We start from the raw sequence: 17,891 nt of genomic DNA on the forward strand, positions 1-17,891 counted from the left end.
ATGGCGGAACTCAGCAATCCCCAGCTGATCGAGGAAATGCGCTGGCAGCTGCGCGAGATCGAGGCGCGCAAGGCCGAGAACGCCAAGGCGCTCGCCGCGGTGGGTGAGGTGACCGAGGCGACTTCCCCCGACGGGACGGTGACGGTGACCGTCGGTCCCGGCGGCGTCATCGGTGAAGTCCGGCTCACCGACAAGGCGATGGCGTCGAGTGCGAGCGCGCTCGGCGAGGTCATCACGGCGACCATCCGGCGGGCGCTGACCGGGGAGTCCGCGCCGCGGCCGAACCCCGTCGAGGATGACCACGACGAGCCGATCGACACCGTCTTCGATCTCTAGAAGACGACGACCAGCACGCCGATCCACGCGATCACGATCCCCGCGGCCGCGCCGAAGGCGGCCCACCGCACGATCGGCACCCGACGCGCGAGCCACAGCGACGGCGTGATCCCGGCGGTCACCACGGCGGACGCGAGCAGCGCGAGCCAGCCGTTGGTCTCACGCGCGAGGGTGTTCGCCAGTGCCAGCATCGCCACGACGACCAAGGCCGCGGCGAACGCCGAAACCGTCAGCCCGGTCAGCCACGGTGTCGGTTCCCCGGCGGGATCCGGCGTGCCGAAGAGCCGCCGCGCGAGTTCGTTGCGGGGGGTGGGGGCGGGCGGGTCGATGATGACGCGGTCGCCGGAGACCGGATCGACGAACCGCACCGACGTGCCCATCGTCGCGGCGACCCGCTGCGCGAGCTGGCGGCCTCGCTGCGAGACCACGGAAGCCGCCTCGGTGCCGGAGCCGCCGACGGCGGAGGCGACCCGGGCCCATTCGTGCAACGCCTGCGCGAGATCGGAACCGATCGCGAGTGAATGCGGGTCCACCTCGCGCGCGCTTTCGCCGCCAGGACCGGCCAGCACCGCGCGTCCCTCACGGATCCGCAATTCCATGGTTCTCCTCGTGATCGCCCGGGTGCTCACGATAGCGGTGGACGCGTCTCGTAGAACGCGATCGCGCCCGCCGTGGCGACATTCAGCGAATCGACGCCTTCCGGCATCGGGATCCGCACCGCGACGTCGGCGGCGGCGATGGCCTCCTCGGTCAGGCCGGGACCTTCCGCACCCAGCATCAGCGCGACCTTCTCCGGTGTCTGGTCCCGTAACTGGCGCAGCGAAACGGAATCCGCACGGGGAGTGAGGGCCGCGATGCGGAAACCGCGTTCCCGCAGCAGTTCCAGGTCGCCCGGCCAGGATCCGAAGGTCGCGAACGGCACGCGCAGGACGTGCCCCATCGAGACGCGGACGCTGCGCCGGTACAGCGGGTCCGAGCAGCCGGCGCCGAGCAGGACCCCGTCGACGCCGAGCGCGGCCGCGTTGCGGAACAGCGAACCGAGATTCTCGTGGTCACCGACGCCTTCGAGCACCGCGAGCACCCGCGCGCCGTCGATGACCTCTTCCACTTCCGGCGGCGGAGACGGCCGGTCCGCGACGGCCAGGATGCCGCGATTCAGGTGGAATCCGACCACCTCGGCCATCGTTTCGGCCGAAGTCACATATCCGGGGACGTCGACCCGGTCCAGGTCTCCGCCCAGTTCGTGGAATCGCCGTTCCACCCCGAGCAGGGAACGGACCGGATAGCGGGACTTGAGCAGGCGCTCGACCACGACGGTGCCCTCGGCGATCACAAAGCCACGCCCACCCGGCCTATCGGGACGCCGATCGGCTGTGGACAAGTCGCGGAAATCGTCGAGCCGCGGGTCGTCGCGGTCGTCGATGGTGATCAGTTCAGCCACCAGGAGAGTGTGTCATCCGCCCGCTGCGCGCCGTTTGCGTCCGATCGTCCCCGGGTAAGTAGTACGAATGGATGTATTTTGCTGTCAGTTAACCCCTAGTGACAGAGAGCACCAGTTTGGCCGCTAGCCGGGCGGCTGCGAGGCGTGAAACCGTTGGGCCGCCTGGCAGTCCCGCCTGGATCCCGCGGAGCGTGGCCAATGAGGAGCTCGACGAACATGGGTAAGAATCTTTCGGCGGACCCCTCCGAGCCGCCGGATCGCGGCCGCTATCGCCGGAAGGTACAGCGCTGCCTCGACACCTTGGCCCGGATGCTCACCGACGGAAGTTTTTCCTTCCCGCGCAAGAACATCGGCCTCGAGGTCGAACTCAACCTCGTCGACGCGGAACTGCGCCCGTCGATGACGAACACGACGGTGCTCGAAGCGCTGAACGATCCGTCGTTCACCACCGAGCTCGGCCAGCACAACCTGGAGCTCAACGTGCCGCCGCGGCCGCTGGCCGGCGAGTCCGCGCTGCAACTGGAGGACGATCTCCACGCGTATCTGGGCGCCGCTTCGCGCAAGGCCGAGGAATCCGGTGCCTCCCTGGCGATGATCGGCATCCTCCCGACGTTGCGGCACGAGCACTTCGACCAGAAATGGCTGACCAACAACGCCCGGTATTCGCTGCTCAACGACCGGATCTTCGCCGCGCGCGGCGAGCGCACCGTGCTCTCCATGGAGGGCGCGCCGCTCCCCGGCCGCCAGCCCGAGCGGCTGCGCAGCTACTCCGAATCCATCCTGCCCGAAGCCGCCTGCACGTCAGTCCAGCTGCATCTGCAGGTCGCGCCGGAGGAATTCGCGGCGCACTGGAACGCCGCCCAGGCGCTGGCCGGGGTCCAGATCGCGGTCGGCGCGAATTCGCCGTTCCTGCTCGGCAAGGCACTGTGGCACGAGACACGGATCCCGCTGTTCCTGCAGGCCACGGACACCCGCCCCGAAGAACTGAAGAACCAGGGTGTGCGGCCGCGGGTGTGGTTCGGCGAGCGGTGGATCACGTCGATCTTCGACCTGTTCGAGGAGAACGTCCGGTACTTCCCCGGTCTGCTTCCCGAGACCGACCGGGAGGATCCGATCGAGGCGCTCGACTCCGGGCAGGCCCCGAAACTCACCGAGCTGCGGATGCACAACGGCACCGTCTGGCGCTGGAACCGGCCGGTCTACGACGTCGTCGACGGCCTGCCGCACCTGCGGGTGGAGAACCGGGTGCTGCCCGCGGGCCCGACCGTCGTCGACATGGTCGCGAACGCCGCCTTCTTCTACGGCGCACAGCGGGCGCTCGCCGAAGCCGACCGTCCAGTGTGGACACAGATGTCGTTCCAGGCGGCCGAGGAGAACATGTACGCGGGGGCGCGCCGCGGTTTCGACGCGCAGCTGTACTGGCCGGGTATCGGCTGGATCCCGCCGGACGAGCTGGTGCTGCGGGTCCTGCTGCCGCTGGCGCACGAAGGACTACGCCGGTCGGACGTTTCGGACGAGGCGAGAGAGCGCTATCTGGGCATCATCGAGCAGCGGTGTCTCACCCGGCGGACCGGCGCGGCCTGGCAACGGGAGTACGTCCTGCGCGCGGAGGAGCGCGGGGCCGAGCGGGAGACCGCGCTGAACCGGATGCTGGGCCGGTACCTGGAGCTGTCGGCCACCGAGACGCCGGTGCACACCTGGTCGCTGGAGGCTTAGAGTCTTCCTCCAGGGAGGTGGCTCGTGCCCAAGATCATCGGCCGGTCGCTGGAGGAGCACCGGCGCGAGGTCCGCAGCAGGGTGTTCGACGTCCTGCGCGGGCAGCTGTACGAGCGCGGATTCGACGCGATCACGCTCGCGGGTGTCGCCGCCGAAGCGGGCCTCGGCCGCACGGCGATGTACAACCACTTCCCGGACAAGGAAAGCCTGCTGGTCGCCTTCGTCGAGGACGAGGCGACGCGGTACGTCGAACGGCTGAAGGCGGCGGTCGCGACCGCGGACACCCCGGTCGAGAAGCTCGCGACGTTCGTCCGGCTCCAGCTGCGGGTGCTGGCCGAGTACCACCTGCCGCCGGGGACGGCGCTCGCGTCGGCGCTGGCACCCGCCGCGTACCGGCGGATCAGCGCGCACGCCGACCCCATCACCGGCCAGTTGCGCGAGATCCTCGCCGAGGGGGTGCCGGACGAGGACCCCGACGTGCTGATTCCGATGATCACCGCCGCGCTGGGCAGCCGCCAGGTCGTCGACGTGCCACCCGAACGGCTGGACGACGCGATCGAAGGAGCCGTCCGCTTCGTGCTCAGAGCGGTGGGGATGACGGAAAACCCGTAAATAAGGGTAGCCTAACCCGCGATTGTGCCTTACGCTCTTTCTGACAGCATGTCAGATCGATGCTTGGAGGCTCTGTCCATGCCGGTGACCACCGACGTCGAATCCGGGCCGTTCTCCGCGACCCTGCGCGCCTCCACCCTGCCCGCCCACGAGCGGGCCAACCACTCCGAGTACATGAACGCGCTGCTCGGCGGCGAGCTCACGCGCGACGGGTACACCCGGCTGGCGATCCAGTACTACTTCATCTACCAGGCCATCGAGCAGGCCGCCGACAAGCTGGCGAAGGACCCGGTGGCGGGCAAGTTCGTCTTCGAGGAGCTGCGGCGGCTGCCGAGCCTCGAACGCGACCTCGAACACCTCGTCGGCCCGGACTGGCGCGAGACCATCCGGCCGCTGTCCTCGACGGAGCGCTACGCGCGGCGTGTGGCCGAGGCGTCGGACTGGTCCGGCGGGTTCGTCGCCCACCACTACACGCGCTACCTCGGCGACATCGCCGGCGGCCAGGTCATCCGGCGGTTGCTGGAGCGCAAGTACGAGCTCACCGAAGCGGGTTCGCTGTTCTACCACTTCGACCAGCTGGGCAGCGCGCCCAAGTTCCGGGACAACTACCGCGAGCAGCTGAACTCGGCGCCGTGGACGGAGGACGAGCGCGCGCGGTTGATCGACGAGGCCATCGTGGCCTTCGAGTGCAACATCGCGGTGTTCGACGAGCTGGCGAGCGAGCTGGACGCGTACCGGGCCGCCTGACCTCGTGACGGTCGCGGGGTAGGGCAGGCCCCACCCCGCGATCGGCGGCCCGCCGGATCCCTTCTCCCCGGGGAAATCCCTAACTTTCGGGGTATGTTCCGGATCGCGGCCACCGCCGCCCTGCTGACCTTCGCGACGGTCCTGAGTGCCCCCGCCGCCCAAGCCGCGACACCCGCCGGCGTCTTCGACGAGATACTTCCGCGGAGCCTTGCCGAGCACCACATTCCCGGCGCCGCCGTGGTGGTCGTCGAAGGCGGGAAGACCGTGTTCTCGAAGGGTTACGGAGTGTCCTCAGTGGACACCCAGGCCAAGGTGGACCCCGAGCGCACCGGGTTCCTGATCAACTCCGTCGGCAAGTCGATCGCCGCGACCGCCGCGATGCGGCTGGTCGAACAGGGCAAGCTCGCGCTGGACGCCGACGTCAACACGTACCTGAAATCGTTCAAGATCCCCGAAACCTTCCCCGGCCACCCGGTCACCCTGTTCTCCCTGCTGACCCACACCGCCGGTTTCGAGGACCGCGTGTACCGGATGTTCACGCCGCGGGACGAGAAACTCCCTTCGCTCGCCGAGCACCTCGCGAACGAGATGCCCACCCGCGTCCGCCCGCCCGGCGACGTCGCGATCTACTCGAACTACGGCTTCGCACTGGCCGGGCATCTCGTGGAACTGGCGTCCGGACAGTCCTATTCGGACTACGTGCGGCAGCACATCTTCGAACCGGCGGGCATGAAGGACAGCAGCGTCGCGCAGCCCGCCCCGGACGTCCCGCTGGCGAGCGGGTACCGCTGGGACGGTGCCGCACAGGTCGTCCCGCCCGCCAACTTCGGCCCCGAACCGCCCGCCGGGGACGGGAACATCGCCACTCCGGCCGACATGGGCCGTTATCTGTCCGCGAACCTCGTGCCCGGCGTGTTCAGCCGCTCCTTGCTCGACCAGTTGCACGGTGCGCGGTTCCGCAACGACCCGCGGCTGCCCGCGATGGGGTTCGGCTTCTCCGAGCGGTATCTGAACGGCCTGCGCATGGTGGAGAAGACCGGCGACTCACCGGGGTTCTTCAGCGTGCTGGAGCTGATCCCCGAGAAGAACACCGGCGTGTACCTGGCGTTCAACGGCGGCGCCTTCTCCGGTGACGCCGCCGCGGTGACCGCCGAGGTGCTCAAGGCCTTCGTCGAGCGGCTCCAGCCCGCCGCTCCCGATCCCGCGCCCGTGACCCTCGCGGGTGACGTCTCGCGGTTCGAAGGCAGCTACAACAACACCCGGCTGGACTACGACAGCTTCACGAAGGTGCGTGCGCTCGCGGGCGGCGTCACGGTGACCGCCGACGGCGACGGCGTGCTGACGACGTCCGGCCTCGGCGAAGGAACCCGCCGATGGACGCAGACGGAGCCCGGGCTGTTCACCGACGCGGCCGGTGAGCGGCTCGCGTTCCGCGAATCCGGCGGGGAGATGCTGCTGTTCGCGGGCGACGACCCGAACTCCTCCTACGAACGCACGTCGTGGCTCGGATCGCCGTCCACGCACCTGCTGATCCTCGGCATCGCGCTGCTGCTCCTGCTGGGCGCGCTGCTGTGGTGGCCGATCCGCGCGTTCGTCCGGCGTGGCCGCGAGCGGAATCCGAAGGGCGCCCGGTTCGCAACGGTCGCGGCCTGGTCCGCCGCCCTCGCGGTCCTGCTGTTCACGGGCGGTTTCGCCCTCCTTATGAGTGATCTCAGCGCCGCCGCCGTCGCGCTGACCTCCGGGCACTCCCCCTTGCTGAGCGTCACCTTGCTCCTGCCGAACGTCGTCCTGCTCCTGACCGGCGCGGCCGTCGTCTGCACGGCGCTCGCGTGGCTCCGCCGCTGGTGGACCACCCCCGCCAGGATCACCTACACGGTGGTTTCCGTGGCACTGGCCGCCTTCCTCGGAGTGCTCGCCTCCTATCACCTGGTCGGGTTGCCCTACCTGGCTTGATGACCGCCGTCACATCGCCTTGACCTCCAGCTAACTGGAGCTAGCAGGGTGGGTTTCAGGCGGTGGCCCCACCGGGTACAGCCGCTACGAACGGGTCGTTCCACCTGGGGAGAAACGCGGCGCCCCCGGTCGCCGCAAACGGGTGAAGACGACTAAGTTCGTCCTTGGAAACTTGTGTCGAAGACAGAAGGAGGGCCGATGGCCCGCTACGTGCTCCCGGAACTCGACTACGACTACGGCGCCCTGGCGCCGCACATCTCCGGCGAGATCAACGAGCTGCACCACAGCAAGCACCACGCGACCTACGTCAAGGGCGCGAACGACACGCTCGACAAGATCGCCGAGGCCCGTGAGGCCGGCAACTTCGGCGACATCGTCGGCCTGCAGACCACGCTGGCGTTCCACCTCGCCGGGCACGCCAACCACGTCGTGTGGTGGAAGATCCTCTCCCCGGAAGGCGGCGACAAGCCGACCGGCGAGCTGGCCTCCGCGATCGACGAGGCGTTCGGCTCCTTCGACAAGTTCAAGGCGCAGTTCACCGCGGTCGCCACCACCATCCAGGGCAACGGCTGGGCCGCGCTCTCCTGGGACCCGATCGGCAAGACGCTGATCACCCAGCAGCTGCGTGACCACCACAACAACCTGGTCCTGCCGACCACGCCGATCCTGCTGGTCGACGTGTGGGAGCACGCGTTCTACCTGGACTACAAGAACGTGAAGCCGGACTACGTCAAGGCGCTCTGGAACATCTTCAACTGGGCCGAGATCTCCAAGCGGTTCGACAACGCCGTCGCCGGTGGCAACGGCCTGCTGCTCGGCTGACACTTCTCGCCACGAAGCGGGGCTCTCCTTCACGGAGGGCCCCGTTTTTCGGTTCTTGACCTCCAGCGAAGTCGAGGTGTCAAGGTGGACGCATGGACGTCGCCGCATACCTCGACCGGCTCGGGCTCGACCGTCCCGCCACCGCGGACGTCGCCGCGCTGCGGACGCTGCAGGAACGCCACCTCGCGGTGGTGCCGTTCGAAAACCTGAGCATCCACCTCGGCGAACCGATCGTCCTGGACATCGAGGCGTTGTTCGACAAGATCGTGCTCCGGCGCCGTGGTGGCTTCTGCTACGAGCTGAACGGGCTCTTCGCCGCCTTGCTGCGGAAGCTGGGTTTCGACGCCGGGTTGAGGTCGGCGAAGGTGTTCCGGCCGGACGGCACCCTCGGGCCGCCGTTCGACCACGCCGTCGTCCACGTCGAGCTGGACGAACCGTGGCTGGCCGACGTCGGCTTCGGGCGGTTCAGCCGGTTCCCGCTGCGGCTGGCCGCCACGGAGGCGCAGGCCGACCCGGAAGGGGAGTTCCTGGTCCTCGACGCGCCCCACGGCGACATCGACGTCTTGCTCGACGGCGCTCCCCAGTACCGGATCGAGCGGCGGCCGCGGACGCTGGACGAGTTCGTCCCGACCGCGTTCTGGCAGTCCACGTCGCCGGACTCGCATTTCACGAAGGGGCCGACCTGCTCGCTGCCGGTCAAGCACGGCCGGGTCACGCTGGCGGGTGACAAGCTGATCGTCACCACCCACGGCGTCCGCGAGGAGACCAGGCTTTCGGGTGACCAGGAGATCCTGGATGTCTATCGGAAGGAGTTCGGGATCGCACTCGACCGGGTGCCTTGACCTGATCGGCGCGGTCATCGACCATGAACCTTCCGGAATGAACGAAGCCCCGCCTCCGGGGGTGACCCGGTCGCGGGGCTTCGTCCGTTCCCGAACTGACTGCCGCTCCCACCACGAAGCGGACATGTATGAGGTTAGCCTAACCTCATCTGCCCCGACAAGGGGTTCAGCCGAGAGATGCCGATCTCACCCGTCCGGGTGACGGCGCACTTGTCCCCATGAGTCCCCGCCGTGGTGGAGCCGACGACTCCCGCACACCCTTGGACGAACGGCCGATCTGACGCTCCTGAACGCGCCTCGTGACGTGGTCGGTGTGGGTGTCACCGCGAGTGAGAGGTGTGTGGATATAGAGACGTTGAATGTCCCTAACTCCACACACCCCTCCGTGACCGGACCGGTCACGGAGGGGTGTGTGGATTTCCGGTCATCCAACGCCCCAAAATCCACACAGTCGGCCCCTTACCACTCACGAGGCCTTGGGCGTTTCGCCGGACAGGCGGCGCCCGACGGGCTAGCTTCACCCCGTGGCCACCCCGAACGATTACCGAGCCATCGCGCGCAAGACCGACCGTCCGATGTGGATCTGGGCGGGCTGCGCGCTCGTCAGTGTCCTGCTGCTGTTCGGGGTTGGCATCTTCGTCGCGATCACCCTGCTGAGCCGGGACGACACCGGTACCGAGGCGAAGCTCCCCGAAGTCTGGCCGTCCAAGCCCGGGCAGGAGCTCCGTCCGGTCATGATGCCGACGGGCGAGATGGTGGCCGCGCTGACGGACGAAACCGCCGCGCAGGTGCTGTGCCAGGCGATCCCGGAGCAGCGCTGGGAGGAGATCCTCGGCGGTCGCACGCTTCGCGAGGCCGGCCAGTCCTGTCACGCGGTCACCGCGGAGCTCGACGTCAGCACGCAGATGGTCCCCGCGCTGCCGGAGGACACGAGTCGCGGCATGCCCACGAAGACCACGGTCGCCGGCAAGCTCGCGGTCATCGCCACGGACAAGGACGGCACCAGCCTGGGCGTCGAACTCGTCGAGGTCGCGCCGCACATTGGCGCCTCGCCGGTACTGCACATTTCGCTCCGCGGCAGGCTCGTCGAGAGCCCCGAAACCGAAAAGAAGGCGAGGGCGCTCGCCGAAGCGCTGATCGCCGGCGCGATGCCGCCGGGGCCGAAGTTGCCGAAAACCGGCGAGGACGGCGAGATCGCCCTGGAGAAGACCGAACCCGGCCCGATCAAGGACAAGCCGCTCCCGGTGATCTCGTGGCTGCTGTGCGGGGAGCTGGGCCGCGCGCTCGGTGTGCCGCCGGACAACGCGAAGCCGAACTTCTTCGCCGCCTGCGAGCTGAACGGCGTGACCGCGGACTACAGCGAGCTGTCCACCGCCGTCGCCCCGACCACGACGATCGCCGGGCGGCCCGCCCAGGTCGACGGACGAGGCGTCTTCGTGCAGCTCACCGACGATCCGGCCGGGCAGACGCTCAAGTTCAAGGGCACCGGCGACCTCGTGGCACTCGCCGAGAAGATGGTGCCGCCGCTGCTCGGCCGCTAGGCCCGATAGTTCGACAGGAGGTCGCCGAGCAGCGTCTCGTACGCCTTCCGCTCGAACCTCGCCCCGGTGAACCCATCTTCGGCCAGGCCGTCGAACGGCTCGTAGTCGGTTTGCCAACCGAGGGTCCGCCATTCGACCACGTCGTCACCGAAGACGACCTCGACGCTGTACGCGCCGCAACCGAGATCACCGCACGCCGGGCACACCAGCAGCGCCACCCGGCCATCGTCGAAATCACCCGGTAGTTCGCCCAGCAGACGGCGAAGCGTCTCGACCGCGGCCTCGCGCCACACATCGTCGTCCAGGAACAGCGGCGTCTGCTGCTCCGGCGGGCCGGGAACCATCGACCGCAGCGCGACACCGTCGATCGTCCAGTCGAGGAACCGGGCCTCGCCGTCGGTCCACCGGGTCACCGAAGGTTCGACGCCGAGCCTGTTCACACCCGCTCCCGCTTCAGCACCCGCAGACCGTTCCCGAACCGCCGCACCGGCAGGCTCACCCCGCCGCGCCGGATCAGCACGACGGCACAGGCTATCGCGGCGAGCGCCGAGACCGCGCCACCGATGTAGAACGGCGAGCGGCCACCGAAGGCGTCGGCCATCCAGCCGGTCATCGGGCCGCCGATGGGGTTGCCGCCGATCAGCACCAACACGTAGAGGCCCATCACGCGGCCGCGCATCTCCGGGCTGACCGCGGTCTGCACCAGCGCGTTCGCCGTGTTCAGGAAGGTGATCGTGGCGAAGCCGAGCGGGATCAGCGCCAGGCCGAAGCTCAGGTACGTCGGCATGAACGCGGTGATCACCTCGAACGCGCCGAGCAGGAACGCCGAGATCAGCAGCAGCCGCACACGTGGACCACCGCGGCTGTTGCGGCGGGCCGACATCAGCGCTCCGGTGAACGTGCCGACGGCGACCAGAGTCGACAGCAGGCCGTAGCCGTCGGCATCGGTGTGGAAGACGTTCGCGGCGACGATCGGCAGCGAGGTGAAGTACGTGATGCCGAACGTGCTCACGAAGAACACCAGCACCATCACGGTCATCAGGTCGCTGCGCCGCCGCACGTAGCGCAGCCCTTCGACGAGCTGCCCCTTCTCACGCGGGATGGCCGGCCCGCGGAACAGCTTGTCCGGGTTCATCATCACCAGCGCGGCGATGACGGCACCCGTGCTCACCGCGTTCGCCATGAACAGCCAGCCGGTGCCGACCCAGGTGATCGCGAAACCCGCGATGGCCGGGCCGACGATCCGGGCCATGTTGAAGATCGAGGAGTTGAGCGCGACGGCGTTGGTGACCTTGTCCCTGCCGACCATCTCGGCGACGAACGACTGCCGCGCGGGCACTTCCAGCGACGCCGTCACGCCGAGGGTGAAGCAGAGCAGGTAGACGTGCCAGAGCGCCGCGATCCCGCTCAGATCGAGCGCGCCGAGGACGACCGCCTGCGCCAGCACGGCGATCTGGATGCCGATCAGCAGCCGCCGCTTGTCGACGCGGTCGGCCAGCACCCCTGCCCACAACGAGAGGAACAGCGTCGGCAGGAACTGCAGCGCGACCGCGATGCCGAGCGCGATCGGGTCGTTGCCGCTGAGGGTGAACACCAGCCAGTCCTGGGCGATGCGCTGCATCCAGGTGCCGATGTTCGAGATGACCTGGCCGGTGAAGAAGAGCCGGTAGTTACGGACCTTCAGCGAGGAGAACATGCTCCCGCGCGGCTTCTCGGGCGCGGGCGGCGGTGGTGGAGCGGGTTCCCGGGTAGCGGTGGTCTTGGAAGGACACTGTGTTTCGCTACCCGTGGTCGTCACCGCTGTTAGTTCCCCGCCATCCTGTCGATGATCTCGGAGGCGCGAGAGAGCACTTCACGTTCTTCGGCGCTCAACTCCGCCAATTGCTTGTCCAGCCAGATCTCCCGCGCGGTGATCTGCTCGATCACGTAGGCCCGGCCGCGGTCGGACAGTTCGACGATGGCCTGGCGGCCGTCCGTCGGATGCGGCCTGCGCTCGACGTAACCCATCTCCTCGAGCGCGGCGATCACCCTCGTCATCGAGGGCGGCTGGACGCCTTCCTTCGCGGCGAGCTGACCAGGGGTCAGCGCACCGCATTTGTGCAGCGTCGACAACGCGGACACCTGGGTCAGCGAGATGCCGTCACCGGCCCGCTGGGCCCGCAGCCGCCGATTCAGCCGCACCACCGCGAGACGCAGGCGGCTCGCCAGTGAGCGCTCGTGCGTGTCTCCGGACATATAGTTAGCATACCTCACGATCGGATCATCGGCCCGTGAGATCGCCCACGGCTGACATAACCGCTGGTCAGCTGAACGCGGCTTGGATGGGGCCGACCGCGAAGTAGGCCACGAACATCACCGCGATACCCCACATGAGCGGGTGCACGCCCTTGGCCTTGCCGGTGACCGCGCGGATGACGACGTAGCTGACGAAACCGGCGCCGATGCCGTTGGCGATCGAGTAGGTGAACGGCATGACCACGATGGTCAGGAACGCCGGCAGCGCGACGGTGAAGTCGGCGAAGTCGATCTCCTTGACCTGGCTCATCATCAGCGCGCCGACGACGACCAGCGCCGGAGCGGCGGCCTCGACCGGGACGATCTGATAGAGCGGGGTCAGGAACATGGCCGCGATGAACAGCACCCCGGTGACGACGTTCGCGAGCCCGGTCCTGGCGCCCTCGGCGATACCGGACGCGGACTCGACGAAGACGGTGTTCGAACTCGAAGACGCGAACCCGCCCGCCACCGCGGCGGTGCCGTCGACGAACAGCGCCTTGCCGACGTTCGGGAGTTTGCCGTCCGGCGGAAGCAGGCCGCCCTCCTTCGCCAGGCCGGTCATCGAGCCCATGGTGTCGAAGAAGTCCGCCAGCACCAGGGTGAACACCAGCAGCACGACGGTGATGATCGGCAGCCGCGTCCAGGCGCCGAAAGAGATTTCGCCGACCAGCGACAGGTCCGGCACGCCGAGGACCTGATCAGGCAGCGCCGGGTAGCCGAGGTTCCAGCCCTGCGGGTTCACGCCCTTCGACGGGCCGACCTTGGTGATCGCCTCGATGACGATCGCCAGCACGGTCGAGGCGAGGACACCGATCAGGATCGCGCCCTTGACCCGCTTCGCCACCAGGATCCCGGTGATCAGCAGGCCCACGACGAACACCAGCGTCGGCCACGACGCGATCGAACCGTTGATGCCGAGCCCGACCGGCACGGTCGTCTTCGCGTCGTCCGGGACGCGGCGGACGAAGCCGGCGTCGACCAGGCCGATCAGGCAGATGAACAGGCCGATGCCGACCGCGATCGCGGATTTCAGCGGCGGCGGGACGGCGTTGAACACCGCCGTGCGGATACCGGCGAACACGAGCAGGACGATGACCAGACCTTCGATCACCACCAGGCCCATCGCCTCCGGCCAGGTCATCTGGGAGGCGAAGGTGACCGCGATCAGGCTGTTGATGCCGAGGCCGGTGGCGATGGCGAACGGGTAGTTCGCGACCAGGCCCATGATGATCGTCAGCACGCCGGCGACCAGCGCGGTCACCGCGGCGACCTGCGGCACGGGGAGGATGTTGCCGAGGACGTCCTTGTGCGCGCCCGCGTCTTCGGCGGAGAAACTGCCGAGGATCAGCGGGTTCAGGACCACGATGTAGGCCATCGTGAAGAAGGTGACGACCCCGCCGCGGATCTCCCGCCCCGGTGTCGAGCCGCGCTCGCTGATCTTGAAGAACCGGTCCAGTGTGGACCGGGTGCGCTGCTCCGCCATCGCGTACCACCCTTCGCCCGTTGCCGGGTACCCTTCCCCACGTGGGCGAATCGATCAATTCCGGGGAAGTAAACGGTTCATTGCGGCCAACGCCGGAGCTGCCGAAGCGGCTGACCGACCTGACGCCGGTGGTGATCGTAGGTACCTCGCTCTGGGCGGTCGCGACCGTGGTCCTGTTCTTTGTGACCGACGGCATCTGGGTGCAGACGGCGTTCTCCGGTCTCGTGCTCGGCTTCATCGGTCTCGCGATCATCGCCTGGCAGCGCGCCGCCGCGCGCCGGGGCTCGAAGAGCGCACAGCGTTTCTAACCCGGCATCCAGAGGGCGAAATGCGTCAGTTCAGGAGCGCGGAAGGCGAGGGGTCGTCGAGCAGGGCCGTCAGGACGTGCCGGTCGGCCCATCGGTCGGTGGCCCAGGCGAACGCCCGGCCGAGGCCTTCGGGGGTGTCGGCGGCGTGCAGCCTGCCGTCGGACCACCACGCGACCTCGTGTTCCGCGTCCTCGAAGGTCACCGTCAGCGCCTCGTGCAGCAGCACTCCGCCGTCGGGCAGCTCGACGCCGAGCTGATCGGCGGCCAGCCGCAGTGCGGAAAGCTCCGTCCACGGCACGTACTCGCCGTCCTCGGTGACCTTGGCGTCGAGACCGCTCGCCACCGGCAGGTCCAGCAGTTCCGCCAGCGCGGCGGCGCCGCTCGCCGACACGACCATCCGCTCCGGCGCCAGCACGGCCGCGAACCACGGCACGTCGAGCACGACGGCGTCGCGAGCGTCGACGGCCGAACCGTCCGCGGCACGGACGCGATCCGGCGCGGGAACGTCCACTGTGTACTCGGCGAGGGCCGCGTGCGCCCGGGAAGCGAGCCCAGGGCTCACCTTGCGCTCGGGGTCGCCCAACCGCTCCAAGAGATCCTCGACGTCTTCGGCGGCTGCCCCCAGCTCCGTCCGGACACCGGCGGCGAGCAGGATCTCCTTACTCAGCCCCGAATCGGGGACGACGTCGTAGAGCCCGGCCAGCGCGGACGCCTCCGGCATCCGCCAATCGAGCGGCGCGTGCCCGTCCAGGAGCGCGTACCGCGCGAGCCACCAGCCGGTGTGCCCGCCGGGTTCGGTGAGGGCACGCCAGGTTTCGGGACGGGACGCGAGCAACCGCAGCGCCTCCGGCCAGGCGTCGTCACCGACCAGATCGAGATCGCGCACGGCGAGCACCCGTGACGGCGGACGCTCCAGCGAATCCCACCAATCGTGCTCGTCCGGCAGGCCGTGCTCGGGTTCCAGCGGTTCTTCGTCGGTGACGATCGCGAACGAATCGAGCACGCCGACCGCGACGAGCGTCGCCACCGGCCAGTCTTCGGCGAATTCCTCGTCCAGCACGGACAAAGCGCCGTCTTCTTCGAACACCTCGGGGTCGAAGATGTCACCCAGCGGCGACGTCGGCAGGACGAGTTCGTCCGCGCGCCGCCAGCCGTCCTCGCTCGGCAGGGCCAGCGCACCCGCCCAATCGGGGGCTTCGTCGCCGACCTCGGCGATCAGGCGGAGCACCGCGCCCGCGAGGGCCATTCCGTCCAAACCGGACCGGACGTCTTCGACGCTGCGTTCGACGGCGGCGCTCAGCGCGTCGGCTTCGAGCAGGTCACCCGCCTGGGCGTGCTTGGCTCCCAAGCGTTCCAGCAACGGATGCGCGGCGGCCGGATGCACCAGCCGCAGGCCGATGATGTCCACATCGGACAGAAGTTCGAGCAGTTCGGCCGAGCCGCCGACGAGCAACGCGTCGCGGACGCCGGGCAAGGTGCGGCCGTCCGACATCGGCACCGGCAACGCGCCGAGGTCGTCCTTGGTGAGGTCGTGCGCTTCGAGCGCCGGGAGCAGCACGTCGTAGAGCGAACGCCACCATGAGGGCTCGCGCTGCGCTCCCGTCAGCAGCTCGATGGCCTCGGCGGGCGAAAGCGACCGCGCGCCGACCGCGCGAAGGTCCACACCGGACAGTGAAGTCAGCCCCGGCACCAGGTCCGCCAGCAGTGACGCCAGCCCCGGCACGTCCACCGACAGGACACGCGCCTGACGCCCTGGCAAGTCGTCACCCGCTTGCGCGGGAAGCCAGGGCAGCTCGGCGAGGTTTTCGAGAATCGACTCCCGCAGCGTTCCGTCCACAGTGGAACGCGGGAAGTCCGCACCGGGCACGAGCGCCAAGCGTTCCTTGCCGGGCAAGGAACGGACGAGGTCGACGTACTCCCGCGCGGCGTTCTTCAACGCCGCCGTGAGCTCCGGGCCCGGCAGCGCGCGGCGGCGGGACGGCTCGATCGGCAACGTCGCGATCAGCCTGGCAGGCAGGGAAAGCTCGTCGTCGGTCGGAGTGGGGGCGTGCAGGACGTCGTCGCCGAGCGGTCGCGGCGAAACGTCGCCGTCCAGCGGAACGGCCCAGACGACGTCGCCGCGATGGACCTGCCAGTGCTCGGAACCGTCCGGTGACGCGAGTTCGACGACGCCGTCGCCCAGCTCGGCCCGGCGCCAGACACCGCCATCGACCTCGATGCTTTCGAGCCAGGACAGGGTGAGCAGGAGATCACCGACGTCGTTCTTCAGGTCTTCCAGCAGGGCCTTGCCGTCGACGCCTTCACGCAGCGGAAGCCGGACCTCGGTGGTGAAGCCTTCGGGCACGGGAGGTTCGGCTTCGGCGACCGGCCACGGAAGCCGGAGCACGGGAACGTCGCCGGTGCGGCCGGCTTCGGCGCGCGTGCGCTCCGCGGAGAAGGCGACTCCACCGGTCACCGAAACGATCCTCGGCTCGGCGGAAACCGTGAGCACGGCGGCGAACCCGACGCCGAACCGGCCGACGGTCTCCTCGCCCTTGCCGGAAGCACGAAGGGAGGCAAGGGATTCGACCCCGCGCGCGTCCAAGGGAGCGCCCGTGTTGGCGAACCTCAGCTCACCGTCCACAACGGACACCCGGAGCGTGCCGCGTTCACCGGCGGCCAAGGCCGCGTCGGCAGCGTTCTGCGCCAGCTCGACGAACAGCCGGTCGCGGTAGCCGCCGACCCGCAGGTCGTTCTCGGTGTTCGTGTCCTCGGTGAACCTCGTCGGCGAATCCGCCCACGCCCGCAGGACGGCGGCGCGGAGCCGCTCGGTGCCGAACGGGTCAGTGCTCACTGGCGCTTTCGGCCTCGACCTGCGCTTCGTCGGCGGTCTCCGAAGACTGCACAGCGGCGGTCTCGGGCTCGACCTCCGGCTGGACCTCGGCGGGCTCCGGCGCCTCGGCGACGGGAGCCTCGGACTCGTCGACGACGGTGGCCTCGGCGGGCTCCGGCTCGGGCTCGGGCTTGGCGGAGGTCTCCGGCGCGGGCTCGAAGTCGATCAGAGAGTCGTCGTAGACCAGCTCCGCCACCGGCACCGACGAGGTCACCTCGACCTCGATCTCGGAATGCGCGCCGCAGCCGTACTCGACGTCGACGACGTGGCCGTCCGCCGGGGAGATGTCGTTGGTGCACGCGCCGAAGGCCGCGCTGAGCGACCCGGCGAGCGGCACGAAGAACCCGCAGCTGCCGCAGACGTCCGGCGCGCTGCGCGCCATGTCCGACCGCGGGCCGAACTCGCCACCGTGCCAGCGGGCGGCGGCGTCGAGCCTGCCGTACCGGGACAGCACGTGGACCCGGCCGAGACCGGTCTCCTTGGCGACCGCTTCGACCGCGGGGTCGTCGGACTCCAGGTACGCCGGGACGAGCCGCGGGTCGTCCTTCTCCACCGGGAAGATGTCGCCGACGCCGAGATCGCCCGCCTGGACGCGGCGGTCCCACGGGACCCACGCCGGGGCGACACGCGCCTCCGGACCGGGGATCAGCACGACCTCGCTGACCGTGATCGGCTCTTCCTCGCCGGCGAGCGCGACCGTGACCGACCAGCGCCAGCCGCGATAACCCGACACGGTGGCCTCGAACAGGTGACTCGCGGAAACCGCGTCCTCCCGGTCCACGCCGACGTGCGCGCCGACCTGCTCGGCACCGGCGTCCTCCAGCACCGCCGCACGGGCGAGATCGACCGCCTCGGCGAGTTTGCGCTGGATGGAGCCGTCGTCCAGGGTCAACAGCAGGGTCATGCCCCCATTCTGCCGCACGCGATATCGCGGTCCGTGT

Annotated in this window: 17 protein-coding genes; 9 read left to right on the plus strand and 8 right to left on the minus strand. The window is 69.1% G+C overall.

The features are described 5' to 3' along the window. A complete protein-coding gene (locus H4W30_RS17565; RefSeq protein ID WP_192743775.1) occupies positions 1-336 on the plus strand; it encodes a YbaB/EbfC family nucleoid-associated protein in 336 nt (111 codons plus the stop codon). On the opposite strand, the gene H4W30_RS17570 is transcribed toward H4W30_RS17565, so the two are convergent. Together H4W30_RS17570 and H4W30_RS17575 are read right to left on the minus strand one after the other, a co-directional pair. Further along, positions 333-935, minus strand: coding sequence for a DUF2537 domain-containing protein (locus H4W30_RS17570; protein ID WP_126730456.1), 603 nt, complete (start codon positions 933-935; stop codon positions 333-335). The two genes, H4W30_RS17565 and H4W30_RS17570, sit on opposite strands and share 4 nt — an antisense overlap. A 26-nt stretch (positions 936-961) precedes the next feature. After that, positions 962-1,777, minus strand: coding sequence for a TrmH family RNA methyltransferase (locus H4W30_RS17575; RefSeq protein WP_192743776.1), 816 nt, complete (start codon positions 1,775-1,777; stop codon positions 962-964). 216 nt (positions 1,778-1,993) lie between these two features. Between H4W30_RS17575 and H4W30_RS17580 the strand changes: the two genes are divergently transcribed. The 7 genes from H4W30_RS17580 to H4W30_RS17610 all read left to right on the plus strand — a co-directional run bounded on the left by H4W30_RS17580 (position 1,994) and on the right by H4W30_RS17610 (position 10,010). Beyond that, the gene (locus H4W30_RS17580; protein ID WP_192743777.1) at positions 1,994-3,493 is read left to right on the plus strand and encodes a glutamate-cysteine ligase family protein; all 1,500 of its coding nucleotides are present in this window, start codon (positions 1,994-1,996) and stop codon (positions 3,491-3,493) included. Between the two features lie 24 nt (positions 3,494-3,517). Beyond that, entirely contained in the window at positions 3,518-4,105 is a 588-nt protein-coding gene (locus H4W30_RS17585; RefSeq protein WP_192743778.1) for a TetR/AcrR family transcriptional regulator, read from the plus strand. A 78-nt stretch (positions 4,106-4,183) separates the two neighbouring features. Next, complete coding sequence (locus tag H4W30_RS17590) at positions 4,184-4,852, plus strand: biliverdin-producing heme oxygenase (RefSeq protein ID WP_192743779.1); 669 nt, start codon at positions 4,184-4,186, stop codon at positions 4,850-4,852. Between the two features lie 93 nt (positions 4,853-4,945). Then, on the plus strand, positions 4,946-6,805 hold the full coding sequence (locus H4W30_RS17595) for a serine hydrolase domain-containing protein (protein WP_192743780.1): 1,860 nt from the start codon (positions 4,946-4,948) through the stop codon (positions 6,803-6,805). A gap of 198 nt (positions 6,806-7,003) precedes the next feature. Next, positions 7,004-7,627, plus strand: a complete 624-nt coding sequence (locus H4W30_RS17600) for a superoxide dismutase (protein WP_126730446.1) — start codon at positions 7,004-7,006, stop codon at positions 7,625-7,627. Positions 7,628-7,719: 92 nt separating this feature from the next. Then, positions 7,720-8,469 carry an arylamine N-acetyltransferase family protein gene (locus tag H4W30_RS17605; RefSeq protein WP_192743781.1) on the plus strand — a complete coding sequence of 250 codons (750 nt, stop codon included), beginning with the start codon at positions 7,720-7,722 and terminating at the stop codon, positions 8,467-8,469. A 524-nt stretch (positions 8,470-8,993) separates the two neighbouring features. Then, a complete protein-coding gene (locus H4W30_RS17610; protein ID WP_192743782.1) occupies positions 8,994-10,010 on the plus strand; it encodes a hypothetical protein in 1,017 nt (338 codons plus the stop codon). Here H4W30_RS17610 and H4W30_RS17615 read toward each other — a convergent pair. The 4 genes from H4W30_RS17615 to H4W30_RS17630 form a co-directional block, all read right to left on the minus strand. Then, positions 10,007-10,450 carry a hypothetical protein gene (locus tag H4W30_RS17615; RefSeq protein ID WP_192743783.1) on the minus strand — a complete coding sequence of 148 codons (444 nt, stop codon included), beginning with the start codon at positions 10,448-10,450 and terminating at the stop codon, positions 10,007-10,009. The two genes, H4W30_RS17610 and H4W30_RS17615, sit on opposite strands and share 4 nt — an antisense overlap. Continuing rightward, entirely contained in the window at positions 10,447-11,706 is a 1,260-nt protein-coding gene (locus H4W30_RS17620; protein ID WP_192743784.1) for an MFS transporter, read from the minus strand. Before H4W30_RS17620 ends, H4W30_RS17615 begins: the two co-directional genes overlap by 4 nt. Positions 11,707-11,813: 107 nt before the next feature. Beyond that, positions 11,814-12,245: a MarR family winged helix-turn-helix transcriptional regulator gene (locus H4W30_RS17625; protein ID WP_016337543.1), complete on the minus strand. Its 432-nt coding sequence runs from the start codon at positions 12,243-12,245 to the stop codon at positions 11,814-11,816. Between the two features lie 67 nt (positions 12,246-12,312). Beyond that, positions 12,313-13,770 carry an NCS2 family permease gene (locus tag H4W30_RS17630; protein WP_192743785.1) on the minus strand — a complete coding sequence of 486 codons (1,458 nt, stop codon included), beginning with the start codon at positions 13,768-13,770 and terminating at the stop codon, positions 12,313-12,315. Between the two features lie 80 nt (positions 13,771-13,850). Here H4W30_RS17630 and H4W30_RS17635 point away from each other — a divergent pair, with 80 nt between their 5' ends. After that, positions 13,851-14,078 (plus strand): DUF2530 domain-containing protein, encoded by a 228-nt coding sequence (locus H4W30_RS17635; protein ID WP_125801418.1) that lies wholly within the window; start codon positions 13,851-13,853, stop codon positions 14,076-14,078. A 25-nt stretch (positions 14,079-14,103) separates the two neighbouring features. Here the strand turns inward: H4W30_RS17635 and H4W30_RS17640 are convergent, their stop codons facing one another. Both H4W30_RS17640 and H4W30_RS17645 read right to left on the minus strand, forming a co-directional pair. Beyond that, complete coding sequence (locus H4W30_RS17640; RefSeq protein WP_192743786.1) at positions 14,104-16,911, minus strand: sacsin N-terminal ATP-binding-like domain-containing protein; 2,808 nt, start codon at positions 16,909-16,911, stop codon at positions 14,104-14,106. After that, entirely contained in the window at positions 16,901-17,854 is a 954-nt protein-coding gene (locus tag H4W30_RS17645) for a DUF3027 domain-containing protein (RefSeq protein ID WP_192743787.1), read from the minus strand. Before H4W30_RS17645 ends, H4W30_RS17640 begins: the two co-directional genes overlap by 11 nt. Positions 17,855-17,891: the final 37 nt, after the last annotated feature.

This window comes from Amycolatopsis roodepoortensis (assembly GCF_014873915.1).
Lineage (GTDB): Bacteria > Actinomycetota > Actinomycetes > Mycobacteriales > Pseudonocardiaceae > Amycolatopsis > Amycolatopsis roodepoortensis.